The 16,644-nt window shown below is 70.0% G+C and carries 18 protein-coding genes and 1 tRNA gene; 9 read left to right on the top strand and 10 right to left on the bottom strand.

Going from position 1 to position 16,644, the window contains the following annotated elements; genetic code table 11:
• Positions 1-10: 10 nt before the first annotated feature.
• The 9 genes from ACQCO7_RS29260 to ACQCO7_RS29220 form a co-directional block, all read right to left on the bottom strand.
• A complete protein-coding gene (locus tag ACQCO7_RS29260; protein ID WP_464074612.1) occupies positions 11-835 on the bottom strand; it encodes a phosphoadenosine phosphosulfate reductase in 825 nt (274 codons plus the stop codon).
• Positions 832-1,983 carry a conjugal transfer protein gene (locus tag ACQCO7_RS29255; protein WP_464074611.1) on the bottom strand — a complete coding sequence of 384 codons (1,152 nt, stop codon included), beginning with the start codon at positions 1,981-1,983 and terminating at the stop codon, positions 832-834. Before ACQCO7_RS29255 ends, ACQCO7_RS29260 begins: the two co-directional genes overlap by 4 nt.
• The gene (locus ACQCO7_RS29250; protein WP_464074610.1) at positions 1,980-2,621 is read right to left on the bottom strand and encodes a GGDEF domain-containing protein; all 642 of its coding nucleotides are present in this window, start codon (positions 2,619-2,621) and stop codon (positions 1,980-1,982) included. The genes ACQCO7_RS29255 and ACQCO7_RS29250 overlap by 4 nt, the downstream gene beginning before the upstream one ends.
• Positions 2,618-2,884: a hypothetical protein gene (locus ACQCO7_RS29245; RefSeq protein ID WP_464074609.1), complete on the bottom strand. Its 267-nt coding sequence runs from the start codon at positions 2,882-2,884 to the stop codon at positions 2,618-2,620. Before ACQCO7_RS29245 ends, ACQCO7_RS29250 begins: the two co-directional genes overlap by 4 nt.
• Entirely contained in the window at positions 2,881-3,348 is a 468-nt protein-coding gene (locus ACQCO7_RS29240; RefSeq protein WP_464074608.1) for a Pycsar system effector family protein, read from the bottom strand. Before ACQCO7_RS29240 ends, ACQCO7_RS29245 begins: the two co-directional genes overlap by 4 nt.
• Positions 3,345-3,614 carry a DUF6284 family protein gene (locus ACQCO7_RS29235; RefSeq protein ID WP_464074607.1) on the bottom strand — a complete coding sequence of 90 codons (270 nt, stop codon included), beginning with the start codon at positions 3,612-3,614 and terminating at the stop codon, positions 3,345-3,347. Before ACQCO7_RS29235 ends, ACQCO7_RS29240 begins: the two co-directional genes overlap by 4 nt.
• Before the next feature lie 92 nt (positions 3,615-3,706).
• Complete coding sequence (locus ACQCO7_RS29230) at positions 3,707-3,919, bottom strand: hypothetical protein (RefSeq protein ID WP_464074606.1); 213 nt, start codon at positions 3,917-3,919, stop codon at positions 3,707-3,709.
• Between the two features lie 128 nt (positions 3,920-4,047).
• On the bottom strand, positions 4,048-4,239 hold the full coding sequence (locus ACQCO7_RS29225) for a hypothetical protein (protein WP_464074605.1): 192 nt from the start codon (positions 4,237-4,239) through the stop codon (positions 4,048-4,050).
• Between the two features lie 99 nt (positions 4,240-4,338).
• Entirely contained in the window at positions 4,339-4,791 is a 453-nt protein-coding gene (locus ACQCO7_RS29220) for a hypothetical protein (RefSeq protein ID WP_464074604.1), read from the bottom strand.
• A gap of 649 nt (positions 4,792-5,440) precedes the next feature.
• Between ACQCO7_RS29220 and ACQCO7_RS29215 the strand changes: the two genes are divergently transcribed.
• Positions 5,441-6,571, top strand: a complete 1,131-nt coding sequence (locus ACQCO7_RS29215) for a helix-turn-helix domain-containing protein (RefSeq protein WP_464074603.1) — start codon at positions 5,441-5,443, stop codon at positions 6,569-6,571.
• Here the strand turns inward: ACQCO7_RS29215 and ACQCO7_RS29210 are convergent.
• Entirely contained in the window at positions 6,555-7,343 is a 789-nt protein-coding gene (locus tag ACQCO7_RS29210) for an NUDIX domain-containing protein (protein ID WP_464074602.1), read from the bottom strand. The genes ACQCO7_RS29215 and ACQCO7_RS29210 overlap by 17 nt on opposite strands.
• A gap of 191 nt (positions 7,344-7,534) precedes the next feature.
• Between ACQCO7_RS29210 and ACQCO7_RS29205 the strand changes: the two genes are divergently transcribed.
• From ACQCO7_RS29205 to ACQCO7_RS29170, 8 genes are all read left to right on the top strand, one after another.
• Positions 7,535-7,604: transfer RNA gene (locus tag ACQCO7_RS29205), tRNA-Arg, on the top strand.
• Positions 7,605-7,804: 200 nt separating this feature from the next.
• On the top strand, positions 7,805-8,377 hold the full coding sequence (locus ACQCO7_RS29200; protein WP_464074601.1) for an NADPH-dependent FMN reductase: 573 nt from the start codon (positions 7,805-7,807) through the stop codon (positions 8,375-8,377).
• A 127-nt stretch (positions 8,378-8,504) separates the two neighbouring features.
• Positions 8,505-9,293 carry an ATP-grasp domain-containing protein gene (locus ACQCO7_RS29195; RefSeq protein WP_464074600.1) on the top strand — a complete coding sequence of 263 codons (789 nt, stop codon included), beginning with the start codon at positions 8,505-8,507 and terminating at the stop codon, positions 9,291-9,293.
• A gap of 587 nt (positions 9,294-9,880) precedes the next feature.
• The gene (locus tag ACQCO7_RS29190) at positions 9,881-11,770 is read left to right on the top strand and encodes a WD40 repeat domain-containing protein (RefSeq protein ID WP_464074599.1); all 1,890 of its coding nucleotides are present in this window, start codon (positions 9,881-9,883) and stop codon (positions 11,768-11,770) included.
• A 61-nt stretch (positions 11,771-11,831) separates the two neighbouring features.
• Positions 11,832-13,163, top strand: a complete 1,332-nt coding sequence (locus ACQCO7_RS29185) for an MFS transporter (RefSeq protein WP_464074598.1) — start codon at positions 11,832-11,834, stop codon at positions 13,161-13,163.
• Positions 13,160-13,831, top strand: coding sequence for a GTP cyclohydrolase II (locus tag ACQCO7_RS29180; protein WP_464074597.1), 672 nt, complete (start codon positions 13,160-13,162; stop codon positions 13,829-13,831). Before ACQCO7_RS29185 ends, ACQCO7_RS29180 begins: the two co-directional genes overlap by 4 nt.
• Entirely contained in the window at positions 13,828-15,516 is a 1,689-nt protein-coding gene (locus tag ACQCO7_RS29175; protein WP_464074596.1) for a WD40 repeat domain-containing protein, read from the top strand. Before ACQCO7_RS29180 ends, ACQCO7_RS29175 begins: the two co-directional genes overlap by 4 nt.
• Complete coding sequence (locus ACQCO7_RS29170) at positions 15,513-16,469, top strand: formylglycine-generating enzyme family protein (protein ID WP_464074595.1); 957 nt, start codon at positions 15,513-15,515, stop codon at positions 16,467-16,469. Before ACQCO7_RS29175 ends, ACQCO7_RS29170 begins: the two co-directional genes overlap by 4 nt.
• Positions 16,470-16,644 lie beyond the last annotated feature (175 nt).

The raw sequence follows: 16,644 nt of genomic DNA, 5'->3' as shown, positions 1-16,644 counted from the left end.
TGGGGGCCCGTCAGGTCATGCACCAGCCGGAGTCACATCCGGAGTCCCATTCGTCGAACGGGAGGGTGTCCACGCCGTCCGGGATCGCCTTGCGCAGGGGCCGGTTGAAGCGGGTCAGCCAGACGTGGTCCTTGCCGAGTTCGTCACGGCGGCGGTTGAGGAGTTCTTCGAGCTGGCACGCGCGCTCGAACAGCTCGGGCTCATTGCGGCGCATGTCGTGCCAGGTCTCGGGCCGGTGGAAGGGGCAGAACCAGCACGAACTCTTGGGAGGCACCGGCAACCCGGCTTCGCGGATGATGCGGGCGCAGTCGATGCGGCGGATACCGCGTTCCAGCAGCGGGTACTCGATCCGCTCGTGCGGTTCGCAGCGCCGGTTGTTGGCCCGGCCTATCTCGTCCAGGCTGATGCCGATCCCGACCGTGGCCGGGCTGTCCTTCGTGGCGCCCCGGCGCTTGAGCTCGTCGCCGATGACCTTGATTTTGAACTGGGCGGTGCAGGCGCGGGTGCCGGGGGCCCCGTTCGACATGCGTACCGGGATCTTCAGCGACCGCGAACCCTCACGCGTCAGGTCCTCGTACAGGGTCCGCTTTTCCCCCGACCGCTTCATGACCCGGTCCAGCACGACCAGTTCGAGGTCGTGCTCTTGGGCGTAGGGGATGGCGTACTCGCGTAGGTAGCGCAGGGTGCCGGGGTGCTCGGAGTCGTCCCCGACGTTCGCCATCAGGAATGTGCGGTAGTCCAACTCCCCCTTGGCCGCGAGGACCAGGGCGGCGGTGGACTGCACGCCCCCGCCGAAGCTGAACGACTTCACCGCGTCCGTGGTGGGTGTGGTCATGCCGTCACCCCCGTCGCGTCGGCGGTGCGCTCAGAGAGGATCGTGTCCCGCAGCAGCCGCGCGTTCGCCGGTGATGTGTGGAGTTCGCGGCGGATGCCCTCAGCGGTCACCTTCGCGGCCGGCCACTCGGCCGTGACCTTCCGTGCTTCGGCGAGCAACTGGGCCGGTGTCCGCTTCGGACGCGGCGACCGCGCCACCTCCGGAACCCGGCCGGTCGCCCGACGGGCCGGAACCGATTCGGCAGCAACCGCCCGCCGCACGGTCGACTCGACCGGCGCCGGATCGGCGGTGACCAGACCGGCCGCCGGGGCGATCGCCCGTACGGGCTTGAGCGGGGGAATCGACTTGCCCAAGTCGACCGCGACCGGATCGGGCACCGAGAACCGGGCCAGCACGACCGACGGCGGCGGGGTCGATCCCCGCAGGTCAGCCATAGACCGTTTCCTCACGGAGTCAGTGGATTCCTCCGCATTCGCAGCCGGTGCGGGATCGGGTGCGGGATCGGGGACGACGCCCCCGAACATCGCGGCGAGGGACGCGTCCGCACCGGCGGTGATCCGGGCGCGCTGGACATCGAGCAGCCTCGATCCGAGTTCCGCGTCCCCGATCCCGACCTTCCGCGCGAGGCGCCACGACGTCCGGTCCGACCGCTTGCGCACCCGATCGCTGGGGTGGTGGGCGGCGCGGGCGCGGTGGTAGGCGAGGGCCTGCACGATGTCGGCGGTGCGACGCTCGTTCTCCGCGTCCCGGCCGTCGGTGTGCACGACGATCCGCCGGGCCAGGAACGCCATGCCCTCCGCCGACACGGACATCCCCATCGGGGTCAGCGCGTAGACGACCGTGCGGCCTGCGTCGGGCGCGGCCATCGCCCCCATCACAGCGGCGGCGGTCGGCAGCGCCCACAGCCCGATACGGACGACGCGCGGCGAGGACTGGCCCAGCATCGTCAGCCCGAGCAGGACCAGGGCGAGGACGGCGGTGGCGCCCTCACCGGCACCGAGGGCACCGAGCGCGGTACCGCGCCCGTAGGCGTGGCCGATGTTGCTGTAGGTGCCGATCCCGCCGACCACACCGGTGGCGAGCATCGGCACGAACGCCGCCGACAGCACCCCGATCTGAACACGCGTCAAGGGCTTGGCGGCGGTCATCGGACCCCCTCCCTGCCGGTGGTGCCGGACCGGCCGAAGCGCCGGCCGTTCACGGTCGGCAGCACCGGAACCGTGGCGTCGTCGGGGGCGATGCTCGCGCCCCCGCCCTCACGCTTGATCCCGTACATCCGCTCATCGGCCGCACGGAGCAGCGCGGACAGGTCCCCGCCACGGCCCGCGTGCCGGGCGACGCCGACCGACACGGACACGTCGACCATGCGGCCCTGGGACAGGACCGGCCGCTCGATGCTGCCGACCAGGTCCAGCACCCGGCCGCCCAGACCCTCGCCCGCGTCGACGACGGCGGCGAACTCGTCCCCGCCCAGCCGTCCCGCCACACCGCCGCATCCGGCGGCCCACGCCCCCAGCCGCATCCCGGTCGCGCGGATCACCGCGTCACCGGCCGCGTGCCCGAACGTGTCGTTGATCTCCTTGAACCCGTCCAGGTCCAGAAGGAGAACTGCCCGGCCCTCGGCCTTGGCCAGGAGCTTGCGGGCCCGGTCCTCGAACGCGTCGCGCGTCCACAGCCCGGTCAGCGGGTCACGCCGCGCCGCCTCGATCCGGCGGGACAGCCGCAGGGCGTGCACCGACCAGCCGGCCGCCAGCGCGCCCGACACCGCGGACAACAGCTCGCTCATGACGCACCCCCATCGGTGCCGTGGTGGGTGTAGGTGACCGGCGGCTTCGACGCGAGCTGCTTGCGCAGGTAGGCGGTGTGCCAGCCGAGCCCCCAGTCGGCCTCTGGCGGCTCCCCCAAGGCGCCGGTCAGGGCGACGACCGCGTCCAGCACACGGTCTTCCAACAGGAGCCGGAACGCTTCGCGGTCACCGATGGTGGCCGGTGCGGGAAGGTCGATCGCCTCCAGCACAGCGGCCAGCAACGCACGGGTGTCGTCACTCACAGCGCACCCCCGATCCCGGCGAGGACGCCCGCCACGATCAGCAGCGCGCACCCGACGCCCATGACGTCGATCGCGCGACGCAGGCACGTGAACTTCACGACCGCCAGCCGCGACAGCCCCGCGACGTCCGCAGCGAGGTCCCGCGCGGCGAGGTGGGCGGTGATCTCCTCGCCGGTCAGGGTCGCCCACAACGGGAACCCGTGACGGCCGCGCAGGTTCGGCCGCGTCGACCGCAGCAACAGCCCCGCCGCCGCAACCAGCGCCGTGACCCCGAACCCGCCGACGATCCAGGCGGGGAGGGTGAGGGGGACGTCCTTGGCGACCGTCCACACACCCGCGAGGACCGCGCCGACGAACGCCAGCAACAGCCCGGTCTTGGTGTCCGTCCGCGTGATCTCCGCCTTCACCTCGGCGTGCGCGGCCTCAACCGCCTTCACGGCCGCACCCGACTCCGGGGCACTCATGCCGCACCGCCCGACACCGTCGCGCCGGCGGTGCGGTTGACCAGCGCGACCCGCGCGGCCAGCGCCCGACGGCGGGCCCGGCGGATACGCCGCACGTCCACCTCGGACGGCGTGCGGTCCAGGGTCATGATCTGCGCGTCCAACAGGTCGACGTCCGCCAGGATCACGGGCATCTCGATCTCGACCGCGTCCAGTTCGGCCGCCGTCGGCTCGATCCAGTCCGCGAACGCCGTGACAGCGTTCGCAACAGTCACAATGGGGTTCATCGGGTCGTGGTTCCTTCCAGGGTTGAACGGCTCGAACAGCACCCCCCGGAGTTGGCCCTCCGGGGGGTGCGCGCCGTTGTGTGTGGGGTGGGTCAGATCTTGAACTTGAACGGGTTGGCCTTGGCTTTGGCCCTGGCCCGCTCCGTGGCCATGGCCACGTGCTTCCTGCCCATCCGGTCGGCCTCCCCGGTACTCGGGGTCGTCCAGCCACGGGCGCCGCAGGAACAGACGTACTGAACCCTCGTACCGCGCTGAGCAGGCACGATGCGGAAGCTGTGACGCTTCGCAAACAGCTCGTCGAACATCCGGTGTCCTCCCAGGACAAATACAGGGACGGTCATGCCATGCGGTCTGACAGCGACCGCAGCGCCCCGGGCCCGATCCGATCGGACGCCCTCGCGGCAGGATGCCGGGGCCGTGGTGCGGGAAGCGGTCAGCGGCGGAAGCTCTGGACGATGCCGCCGGTGTTGTCGCCGTCGACGACGGTCGTGTTCGACCCGGTGATGGTCACCGGGTTGTCGGACGTGGTGTTGATCTGCTGCCCGCCACCGAGGTTGAGCGGGCCCTCGGCGGACTCGATGACGTTCGCGGCCATGTTCCTGATGTCCTCGTTGCTGAGCGCCACGGAAGATCTCCTGTCGGGTCAAGGACCGGCCGGTGGTGGCCGGAGTGCCCCCGCCGGGAGTCGAACCCGGCGCCTTGGACCATCGGGGCTGTGAGCGGGTCAGGCGTAGACGTAGCGGGCACCGGCCTCACGCAGCGCGGTGTGGGCCTTGCGGGCCCGCAGCCCCGCCGCCTCCAACGCGTCCTCCGACGCGTCGCCGACCGCCATCGCGGCGTTCACCGCGTCCTGCGCCAGCGTCAGAAGCTCCGCGTCCCGGGTGACCATGTGCAGCGTGTCCATCGCCGACGTCACCGCAGAACGGGCCGCGTACCGCGACTGCCGCGCCTCCGGGGTGTCCTCCCGGCCCTCACGCCGGGCCGCAATCTTCAAGTACTGCTGCTCACGGTGACCGACCAGCGCCGACAGCAGCGCCGGAACCGCACTCGCCAGCGCCTCACGACGCCGTTCCGCTAACGCCGCACGCGCCGTACGAGCGGCCGTCAGATGCTGCATGAGACCCGCGACGACCGCTCCCGCGAGCGTCCCGAACACAGCAATCAGCGTTGCGACCATGTCTGAACTCCAAAGGAAGGAAGGGACATTCCGGCTCCCCCCGCCCACCCGTACAACCAGCACGCCGAAGGCGTGAGCGGCACGGGCAGGAGAGGCAACCGGCGCAGCGATAGCCGCCGCGAGAGCGGTTGAAGAGGTGGACCGGATCGGCCGTGAGCGCGCGTTCCGCTCACGGACTCAGGTGAAGCACGGGCGCCGCCGGCCGGTCCAACACGGCGGCGCCCAAGTCCTTCGTTCGTCGTGCATCGAGCCCCCTACGTGGCAGCGACGTGAACAGGTCTCCTTCGGGAACACGAGCTCCCGTTTCAGGCGTATGGAGACGTGACCTTTCGGTCTAAGCCCTCCGGTTGACCAGGGGTCCGGGTCCCTCGGCCCGCTCTGTCCCGGGCCCCTTACGCACCATGAGCGGGATGCGATCCCACTTTCTGGTGCGCACCAGAAGATTGGCATCTGGTGCGCACCAGAGTCAAGGTGGTTCGCCGAATCAATCGGCAACCGCCTGTCTTAGCGCACCTTCAGGAGACAGCCCGAGACTGGTGTTTCGGCAGCTCACAGGGCTTAACCCCGGCCTGTTAACCCCCTGTTGGGCCGTGCCAATGTGAGGCACGATGGGGGAGGTGGCGACGGAACCAACGCCGGGTGGTGTCTTGTGAGTTCAGGACTCAAGAACGCGCGCACGGCGCGCGGCTGGTCTCAGGAGCGGTTGATCCGCGAGATCGAGCAGTGGGCCCGACACCACCTCGTCGACGTCGCGTCGACGGCGAGTCTGCGGGTGTACGTGTCCGAGTGGGAGAACGGCAAGCGCGCCCTCTCCGACCGGTACGCGGAGATCCTGCGCAACATCCTCGGAGTCACCGACGTCGAACTCAGGGGCGTCACGGCGACCACGGCAATACCCGTGGCAGACGGCTACGACGACTTGCTCAGCAGGATCGATGCGGCGGGCAGCGTGGGTGACTCCATGGTTGGCGCGCTTGAGGCTCAGACGGAGCTACTGCGCACGATGGATCGCCAGATGGGTGCGGCGGGTCTTGTCGACCAGATGACGGGGCACCTCTCCGCCCTTGAGGACGCGCTGAACTTCGCGGTGCTGCCGAGTGCGCGCCGGCCGGTCGCGCTCGCACTCGCGGGGGCGTCCACCCTCGCCGCGTGGCAAGCCGTCGACTCCGGGGCGGTGGAGCGAGCGTGGCGCCACTACGAACTCGCGAAGCGGGCGGCGCGGGACGCTGAGGCCCCGATGTATCTCTCGCACGCGATGGGGGAACAAGCATTCGTGCTCTGCGAAGCGGGCCGACCGGCCCTCGCGGTCGAATTGGTTCGTGAGGCTCAACGAACCCTGGGGCGGGACGGCTCACCCCGACTTTGGGCATGGCTCTATGCCACGGAAGCGGAGTTGTGCGCGCACGCCGAAATGGCTGACGACAGTCGGCGTGCGCTGGAAGCGGCGACGGAACGAATTCCCGATGGGATAGACGCCCGAGACCCGGACATGCTGAGCATCTTCCTCAACGGCTCACACCTCACCCGATGGCGTGGCAACATCCTCGCTTTCCTCGGAGACGTCGACGCGTTGGCCAGTCTCTATGAAGCTGCAAAGGACATGGACCCCACCTTTGTGAGAGCGCGGGCCGGAGTGCACACAGACTTGGCCCAAGCACACGTGGCGCGCGCCGAATATGACGACGCGCGGAAGCATCTACAGCAAGCCAGGATGCTGGCAAGCCGCACCGGTTCGGTGCGGCAGCGCCGTCGCGTCGACTTGCTCAGTGAGAGGCTGTAGCGGTTGGCTTGTTACGGTTCGCAAGGATATGCAGCAAGCCCACAAGGGTTCCGGAACCGAGTAGTTCGCCACGCGCCATGAGCCCCGGAATATCGGCGAGAGGAACCCACTCGATATGCCCGGCCTCTTCGAGGTCTGTCGGAGACCCCACCTTTTCGGCGCCATGGGCGACAAAGATTTCATGGAGCGAATCCACCATGCCGACCATGGGCTGATAGACGGCGATACGCTCAACGGAATTCGGTCGCCACCCCGTCTCTTCGACGACTTCCCGAAGTGCGGTCTCTGCGGAGTCTTCCCCTTCGTCGACAATCCCGCCGGGCAGTTCCCAACCGAATTGCTGAGGGACGAACCGATACCGCCACAGCATGAGTACGCGGTCCTGGTCGTCGACAACGGCCGTGATCGCCACATGGTTGAGCTTCACCACGTGATGCTCGAACCGTTCCATGCCGGGCGGTTCGACGTCCCAGAGCTGGAGCTTGACCCACCGGTTGTCATAGAGGTCGCGCTCACCGTGGATGCGCCACGGCTCAAGCCCCTCAGGCGCCTTCACGGTTACCGCACCCGGAACCCGGTACGAACTACGACCGTGAACCTCCAAAGCGCCCTCGGACACCAGCCGGGCGAGCACCTGCCGAAGCGCCGTCCGGCCGATGCCGAGATCTTTGGTCAAGGTGCGTTCAGACGGGAACTTGTCGCCAGCGTCGTACTCGCCTGAGGCGAGCCGTTCGCGAAGCGTCTCATAGACCTTGGTCGTCTTCGGTCCCATGCGCGGAGCACTCCCCGTTCTGCCGTGGTGCGTACCAGGGTAGCGGGACAGAGCCAAGCTTCCTCCAGTGATGCACTGCCATCGGGAGGGCGCCCGGCGCGCTCGCGCGGCGCAGTTTCGGGCGGCGGTGTGTGAGCAGTGCGTGGATCATCGAAACAAGTGATCATGAAACGGCTGGATCGCAGGTCAGAGCCACAATGGGGCACGTAGGGTTCGCGGCCTCCGGAGCCGTGTGCGCAGGTTCGAATCCTGCCGGGGGCACTCGCTGATTGCAGCGGATGCCGATACGAAGAGGGCGGGAGTCAGTCTTACTGGCTCCCGCCCTCTTGCTTTGTCCATTGCTGGTTGTGCGTCCCCTCTCGGTCCACTCGTACGTACGGGGCGGTACCGGACCGGGAACGGATCGGAATCCGGGGTTCTTAGGGTGCGGGGGAATCGTTCGGGCTGAGAGGGAGGGTGAAGTGACCGAGATTGTGCTTATGTCCGGGAGTGTTCGGGGTGGGTCGTACAACTCGGCTGTCGTGGCGACGGTGCGGCGGATCGTGGCGGAGCGGTTCGGTGGGGTGCGGGCCGTGGTGGTGCGGCCGGGGGAACTGCCGTTCTACGACGAGGACTTGGACGCGGTGGACGGGTCCGAGGCTGTGGTGCGGATGCGGGAGCAAGTGGCCGGTGCTGATGTGGTGTTGATGAGTACGCCGTCCTACAACGGAGCCTCTTCCGGGGTGTTGAAGAACGCCGTGGACTGGTTGTCGCGGCCCTACGGGGAGAGCTGCCTCGACGGGCGGGTCGTGGCTGTCGTCAGCGCTTCGCCCGGGCCCCGGGGAGCCGTCGACGCCCAGGCCGGGCTGGTCGAGGTGCTCGGACATGCGGGGGCCCTGGTCGTGGAGCATCCGCCGGTGGCTGTCGCCCATGCGGAGGAACTGGTCACCATCGAGGGGGAGTTCGAGGACCCTGGGGTGCTGGCCGAACTGGAGAGCCTCGTGCGGACCGCGTTGGAGGCGGCCGGGCGAGGTGCCGCCTCGATCGCTGTCTGACCTCTGTCATCGCTCGATCCCCTCACCGGTCCATGGCCGGGCACGGACGGCAAGTCGGCGTCCGGGCCCGGCTTTTGCCGTCGTTGCACGTGCCTTCCTCTCCTTACTCTTCGCGAAAGTCGTCGTCATGAGTGAACCGTCCCGGCAGTCCCGGATCCTGCTGGTCAGACCGTCCGTGGAGGTCGTGCGGGCGGCCGGCGCGGCGGGGTTCCGGGTGTGGTCGTTGTGCGATGCGGGGCGATGTCCCTCAGGGGGTCGACTCGCGGATCTTTCCGAGCGGTTGATGGTCGTCGACTTTCGGGACGAGGCCGCGTTGGAGGAGGCGGTCGGGGTGGCGGAGAAGGCGGGGCTGTGTGTCAATCCGGCCGGTGCGGTGCGGTTGTTGGGGGACGTGGAGGCGGTGCGGCGGGCGGGGGGTGTCAACGGGCTTGCGGGGGTGGGGGGTTCGGGGGGTGGGGAGCTGTTCCGGGTCGACACGTTGAGCGTGCACGGGATGCATCGCGTCGTCGGGATCAGCGTCGAGACGCCGTACGGGGTGTTGTTTCCCGCGCCGGTCGGTGGGGGTGTCGCGGCGACGTTGCGGTCCGCCGTGGGGTCGTTGCTCGATCTCGCCGGGTATCAGTACGGGCCCGCGCACACGTTCGTCGTGCTGACGCCGCGGGGGCCCGTCACCACCGGGTGCCGGACCGTCGTCGCGGAGGAGGTGGTGGCGGGGTTGGTGCGGGTGGCCGCGGGGCGGGATCCGGTGCGGGACGCGTTCGAGGTGCTCGCCGGGCGGGATGTGGCGCCGGTACGGGCGGGGCGGTACGCGGTGGCGGTCGCGGTGTCCGGGGGGTGGGGGCAGGTGGTACTGGGGGCGGAGTCGGCGGAGGGGGCGCTGGAACTCGCGGGGCGGGTAGGGGAGTTGGCGGGCTGATCGGGGCGGGGTGAGGGGCGGGGTGGCTCTGTGGGGTGACGGTGGCCGCAGCGTCGTCGTACCGAGGTCTGTCGTACCCGGGGCGTAACTCTCAAGTCCTCCTCCCCGCCCCCTCCCCCGGCGGGGAACGCATCGGGACCCGTTCGGTAAGGGCGCGCGGCACCTTTGGGGTGTCGCCGGGAGACGGCGGCGAGAACCAGTCGTGGGAGGAGGTACCGCCATGATCCGTAAGCCCGTTCGCCGGGGCGTCAGCTCCCGCAAGTCCGCGCTCTGAGGAGCGTCTTCCGTTTCTTCTAGGGCAGGGAAGGAGGAACAGCCATGATCCGCAAGCCGGTTCGCCGTGGTGTCAGCGCCCGTAAGGCCGTGTCTGCCTGAGGTCGCACTCCCCCGTCCCTACGGAACGCGTGAAGGAGGTACTGCCATGATCCGCAAGCCGGTTCGCCGGGGCGTCAGCTCCCGCAAGTCCGCCGCGTAAGGCGACGCCTCTTCTCCGTGGCGGGCACGGCGCTTCGCGCGGTGCCCGCCACGGCCGTACCTGGCACCACGGCCGCCCCCGAGATCCCGAACACCCCTTGAAGGAGCCTGAGATGGAGTTGACCGACCGCGTCGTACGGATCGTGCACGTACCGGGAGCCGGGCTGCTGGCCGCCGATGTCACCGGCCGTATCCACCTGTTGGACGATGACCTGCGCATTCTGCGTTCCTCGCCCGCGCCGACCGGCACCGTCGCCGCCGGGCACGCGCCCGTGTACACGATCACCGCGGCCGACGGCTGGGTGGTGGGCCGCGACAAGCGGGGAACCCTGCTGCGGTGGCGACTTGACACGTTGGAGCTCGTCGACGTGCTCGATGCCGACCGGACCGCCAATCGTGGGGAGTTGCTGGACGGCGAGGAGCCGTCGCCGGTGATGAGCCGGGGCATCACGGTGCACAAGGGCAAGGTCTACATGAACAACGGGTACCGCCAGATGGCGGTGCTGGACCTGGAGACGTTCGCGGTCGAGCGCATCGAGCCGAACTTCGCGGGCCACGTACCGCTGGAGTGGTTCTGCCAGGACCACCCGAGCATCGACGCCGCGTCCGACAAGGCCGGGCGCGTGTTCCTCGGCGACCTGGAGACCCTGGACTTCCCCACCGTCGTGCAGGCGGACGGCGGGAACATCCACCGCATCCTGTACGACCCGCTGCACGACCGCTTCTGGGCGACGCAGGACGACGGCGTCGACGAGAACAACAACATCGCGAACGGCGTGCTGACGCTGGACGCGCAGGGCAACGTCACCGGTCAACTCCTGCTGGCCCGCGACGATGTGGAGTTCCTGGCGTTCTCGCCGGACCACCGGACCGTGTACGTCGGCGGCTTCGACGGCGTACTGCACCTGCTGGACAACAGCGCGCCGGAGCTGAAGGTCGGCTCGACGGTCACCGGATTCGCGCACCAGCTCACGGACTTCGCCGTGCACGACGACGGCTCGATCTACACGCTGACCCAGGACGGCGACCTGCGCCGCCTCACCGCGGACGGCACCACGACGCTGGCCCGCGCCCCGTTCCGGCGGCAGTGCGTGTGGGACATCCAACCGGCCCTGGAGTCGGACGAGTTGTACGTCGCGACGGACGACGGTGTCGCCGTGCTGGCCGTCCTCGCCGACAACCTGGGCGAGCCGTACCTCGCGACCCGCGCGCACCACGTGCACGGCATGGGCTTCACGCGCCGCGTCGTCCCGCTCCCCGGCGGGTACGCCGGCGTCACCCGCGACCAGTGGGTGTTCCGCACCGGCCGTGACGGCACGCAGCTGTGGCGCCACCGGCTCGCCGCGCTCGCGCACACCGTGTCGGGGTCGGCGGACCACTCCCGGCTGCTGGCCTGCCACAACGACGGGGTGGACGAACTCGACGCGAACACCGGTGAGTTGATCGCCCGCATCGACATCGGCCGGGCCTCCGCGTGGGCGGGCTGCTACCTGCCGTCCGGCGAGCGGGTGATCGCCTCCAGCACCGGCCTCGTGAGCGTGTACCCGGCCGAAGGGGACGCGGTGCTGCGGGAGTTCAACACCGAGGAGTACCCGAAGCGGATGTGGGCGGAGGACGCCGACCACCTGATCATCACCGGCGAGAACGGCGTGAAGCGCCTCTCGCTGCTGACGGGTGAAGTGACGCACCGCTGGACGGAGTTGCTGGACAACACCGTCGAGAACGGCGCGTTCCTCGGCGACACGGTGTACGCGGTGTCGTACGGCGCCCAACTCTCCGTGTACGAGCGGGAGTCGACGGAGATCACGGCCCTGGTGGAGGACCTGCCGGACTTCGCGAAGGCACTCGCGGCGGTGCCGTTCGGGGACGAGGGACAGCAGGTGCTGCTGGCCGGCGGCCGGGGCGGCTGGATCCGGGTCTTCCTGACGGCCACCGAGGACCGCAAGGCCCCGCTGACGCGCGTACGCGACCTGATCGTGCCCCGGCAGAAGACGATGCCGTGAGCGAACCGCACCCACAGGAGGCGAGGCCGTGAGCAAGAGCGATGCGGAAAGGGGCGAGGGCGTGAGCAGGACCGATGGACCCGTGAACGCCCCCGGCCCGGCGGACGGACCCGAACTCACCGCCGCATCCGGCCCGTTGTCGGCTCCCGACCTCGACGAGGCGAAGCCCTCCCCCTGGCGGGACCGGCGGTTCCAGATCTTCGCGACCGGCAATGTCGTCAACAACATCGGGGAGGCCGTCTACACCGTCGCCCTCCCCCTGTTCGTGTACGAACGCACCGGGTCCCTCGCGATCATGTCGCTGCTGGCGGTGCTGACCCCGGCGACGCTGCTGCTGGCGCCGGTGCTCGGCGCGGTCGTGGACCGTTACGGGGCACGGGTGTTGGTCGTCCCGGGCCTGCTCGTGCAGGCCGCCGCGGCAATTGCCCTGAATCTGACGGGACTTGCCGAAGACGCCCCCGTCTGGCCGCTGTTCGTGTTCGGGGCGCTGGTGCAGATCGGCGGCGCCGGGTACCGGATGGGCTGGATGACCGGCGTCGCGCACATGTTCCCGGAGAATCCGGTGCGTTCACGGGCGAGCCTCGGCAGCCTGTACACGGTGACGAACGTGGTCGGCCCGCTGCTGGTCAGCGCCGCGCTGCTGGTCGTCGGGTACAAGGGGCTGCTCTGGTTCAACGTCCTGACGTTCTTCGCGCCGATCGTGGTGTGGCTGGTCGGCGTGCACCCGCCGCGCGTGGAGCCCGGCGGCCCGGCCCAAGTCGGCCTGGTCAAGGGCCTGTTGGAGAGCGTTCAGGTGATGCGGCGGGCGCCCGTCCTGCTGCACGCGATCCTCGTCTTCGTACCGATGCTGGTGGTCGGCACCACCGGCACCATGACGCTGTCGCTGTTCCGCCTCCAGCACGACTGGGACCTGTCGCCGCGCGCGGTGGGCCTGGTGCTGGTCGGGGTGCGGATCGCCGGGGTGCTCGGGACGATCCTCGTCTCCGAGCGCAAGACGTTCCCGTTCCGGGCGATCACTCTGGTCGGGACGGTCGGCATGGGCGCGGCGCTGCTGCTGATGGCGTCGGGGTCGGTGCATGTGTTCGTCGCGGCGATGGTCGTGATGTTCGGTTTCCAGGCGGCGCTCAGCGTGGCGAGCGACCTGATGGTGTTCAAGTTCGTGCCGGCGGACGCGCTGGGCCGGGTCGGCGGGATCGTCGACCTGGTGCTGGGGCTGCCGATCCTCGCCGGTCCCCTCGTGGTGCCCGCGCTGGCCGAACTCCTGGGCTCCTCCGCCGTGTTCCTCGCCTTCGGCGCCGTACAGCTCGCCGGTCTGCTCTGGCTGTGGCGGACCTGGCGGCAGTGGGCGCCTTCCCCGCACACCTCGTCCCGAGAGGAGGCCGTCCCGGCATGAGCGACGGCAACAACAAGGGGTTGAGCAGCGATGCCACCCGCGACACCTCGCCGGGCATCCGCGCCCGGGTCCAGGTCACCCTCAACAGGGCCGGCACCGCTGCCGAGTTGGTGACCTTCACCGAACTCGCCGACCACCAGGAGCACGTGGCCGTGGTGGTCCCGGTGCCGCGTGGCACGGTTCCCCTGGTCCGGCTGCACAGCGAGTGCCTGACCGGTGACGTCTTCGGCTCGGCGCGCTGCGACTGCGGCCCGCAGCTGGAGGAGGCGCTCCAACTCGTCGCCGGGGAAGGGGGAGCGGTGCTGTACCTGCGCCAGGAGGGGCGCGGGATCGGCCTGTACAACAAGCTCGACGCGTACGTCCTCCAGGACCGCGGCAGCGACACCTTCGAGGCGAACCGGCTGCTCGGCCGGGGCGAGGACGAGCGCGACTACACGGCGGCGGCCGAGATGCTGCGCGCGCTGGGCCTGACCCGTATCCGGCTGCTCTCCAACAACCCCGACAAGGCCGAGCAGTTGACGGAGCTGGGCATCGAGGTCGTCGAACGGGTGCCCACCGGCGTGTACTTGACCGGGGAGAACGGCCGCTATCTCGACGCGAAGGCCCGGCACGCGGGCCACACCCTGCCCGTACCGAACCCCAACTCCCTGGAGGTGTCTGCCCTGTGATCCGCCACAACGGTCCGATCAGCGGAATCGCGGCCCACGACGGCAGGTTCGTGGCGACCGCCGGTTACGACAACCAGCTCGTCCTGTGGGACGTGGCGACGCGGCGGGCGCTGGCCCGCGCGGTCCACGACCACCTCGCCAACCAGGTGTCGTTCAGCCCCGACGGCAGGCACCTGGTGTCCTCCTCCAGCGACTACACGGCCCGGCTGTGGTCGGTGCCGGACCTGAAGCTGCTCGCGGTCCTCTCCGACCAGGAGGACGACGTCGAGATGTCGGCGTTCCACCCGGTCAAGCCGCTGATCGCGACGGCGTCGCGGGACCACCGGGTGCGGGTGTACGACTTCTCGGGCGTCCTCCTGCACACGTTCACCGGGCACACGGCCGACGTCATCTCGGTCGAATGGGCGTACGGCAGCGACGAGTTGGTGTCGTCCAGTGACGACGGCACGATCAAGCGCTGGTCGATCGGGACCGGCGGGCTGGTCTCCGACACGGACCTCGGTGACGTCGAGACGGACACGCTCGCGGTGACGCCGGACGGCACGGTGTTCGCGGGCAACGACGAGGGTGAGATCGTCGAGCTGCGCGGCGAGGGCACGGCGACGCACCACGCGCACGAGGCCGGCATCAAGCGGCTCGTCCTGGACGCCGCGCACGGGCGGATGGTGAGCCTGAGCTACGACCGCACGATGCGGGTGTGGGACGTGACGGACGGGCTGCGGCCGGTCGCCGCGTCGACCTTCCCGGCCGACGTGTGGCCCCGCTCCTGCGCCTTCCTCGACGAAGACACCCTGGTCTTCGCGACGTTCGGCTCTTCGTACGCCATCCACCGTATCGGCAGCGGGAGTTGGGACCTCGACCACGTCGAGCCGACGCACGGCGTGAACGCGGTCGCCGTGCACGAGGGGGCCCGGCTCACCATCGGGGACGCGGGAATCCTCCGCCGGGACGGCGTCCCGGTCGCCGAGACGGGCAGCCTGTGCAACTTCCTCACGCCGGTCGCCGGGCGGGTGTTCAGCGGCGGCCAAATGGGCACGGTCTTCGACGCGTTGACGGGTGAGGTCCTCCACCAGCACCGCTCGCCGCTCAACTGCGGCGCCGCCTTCGAGCGGGACGGCGTGCCGCACGTCGTCCTCGGGGCGTACACGGGTGAAGGGCTGGTGTTCTCGGTCGGGCCGGACGGCGCCGTCAAGCACGAGGCGACGCTTCCGCTGCACGCGGGTGCGGTCAAGGGAGTCGCCGTCTCCGACGGGCAGATCTTCTCGGTGTGCGCCGACGCCGCCGCGTCCTGGTTCTCCACGGCCGACTTCTCCGAACTCGCGCGGGCCGACGCGGCGCACGACCGGATCGCCAACGGCTGCGCGGGGTTGCCGGGCGGCCGATTCGCCAGCGTGAGCCGGGACTTGGTGCTGCGCCTGTGGGACGGTGCCTCGGCGACCTCGCACTCCACGCCCCACGACCACTCCATCAAGTGCGTGACGGCCTCGCCGGACGGGCGGTACGTGGCGACGGGGTCGTACAACGGTCTGGTGGCGGTCTTCGACACCGGCTCGCGCGCGTGGTCGGCCGTCCGCCGCCCCACGACGTCGGGGATCTCGTCGCTGACGTACGACACCGACGCGGGTGTGTTCCTTGCCGGTTCGTACGACGGGCAGGTGTACGAGGTTCCGGGGACCGAGGCGTGAACCCGAACGAACTCGCCGACCGCGCCGCGATGGGGCTCCCGGAGTCCTTCGTACGGCGCGGTCCCGAGCCGGAGTTCGACGGCGAGCTGCTGGCGGCGTCGCCGCAGACGCTCGCCGTCGTCGCGGGGTCCGCGCACGAGCCGTACGAGCGGAGGTATGCGGCCGGGACGCTGCTCGCCCTGCTCGGTGATCCCCGCCTGCGTGTGTTCGAGCCGGAGTTGGTGGAGGTGCCGGCCGCGAAGGTGACCATCGGGCTGGCGGAGGAGCGGGTCGCCGGGGTGGCCCGGCGGTGGTCCCATGTGGGGGTGCTGGAGGAGTGGATCGCCAAGGAGGCCCCTCAACACGACGTCGACATCGCGGAGTTCAGGATCGGCCGGTATCCGGTGACGAACGGCGAGTACCGGGTGTTCCTGGAGGAGACGCAGGCGCGGTGGCTGCCGGGGTCCTGGCAATTCGGCGTGTTCCCACGGGAGTTGGCCAACCATCCCGTGTGGGGGGTGCCCGCCGAGGCCGGGGACGCGTACGCGGCGTGGCTGTCGCGGCGTACCGGGCGGCGGCTGCGGCTGCCGTCGGAGGCCGAGTGGGAGTACGCGGCGTCCGGCGGGGACGGGCGGGAGTACCCGTGGGGCGAGGGGTTCCGGGCGGAGTGCGCCAACACCGTGGAGGCGGGGCCGCTCAGGACGACGCCGGTGGGGATCTATCCGGCGGGGCGCAGTCCGTTCGGGCTCGACGATGTCGCCGGGAACGTCGAGGAGTTCGTCGCGGACGACTACGCGGGGTATCCCGGGGGCGTGGCGGAGCCGGACGACCTGCTGCTGACGCGGGGGTCGTACCGGGTCGCGCGGGGCGGGAGTTTCACTCGGTACGGGGATCTCACGCGGTGCACCCGGCGGCACGGGTGGTACGACAAGCCCATCTACGCGATCGGGTTCCGGCTGGCCGAGACGCCGTGACGGAGCCGGCACCCGGGCCGTGGGACGGTCGGCCCGGGAGTGCCGGTTCGGGCCCGAACCTCCCAAAGTATCCACCCAGTTGAACCGCACCAGCCTCTCCCTGCCCGACAATCGCACGGAACACCGGCACGGGACTAAGATGAATCCGTTCTTCTCCGCTCGGAAGCGGAGCGGA

This window comes from Streptomyces saintjeani (assembly GCF_055409605.1).
Note: the sequence above shows the minus strand (reverse complement) of the source record. Positions and strands in the feature narration are given on the sequence as shown.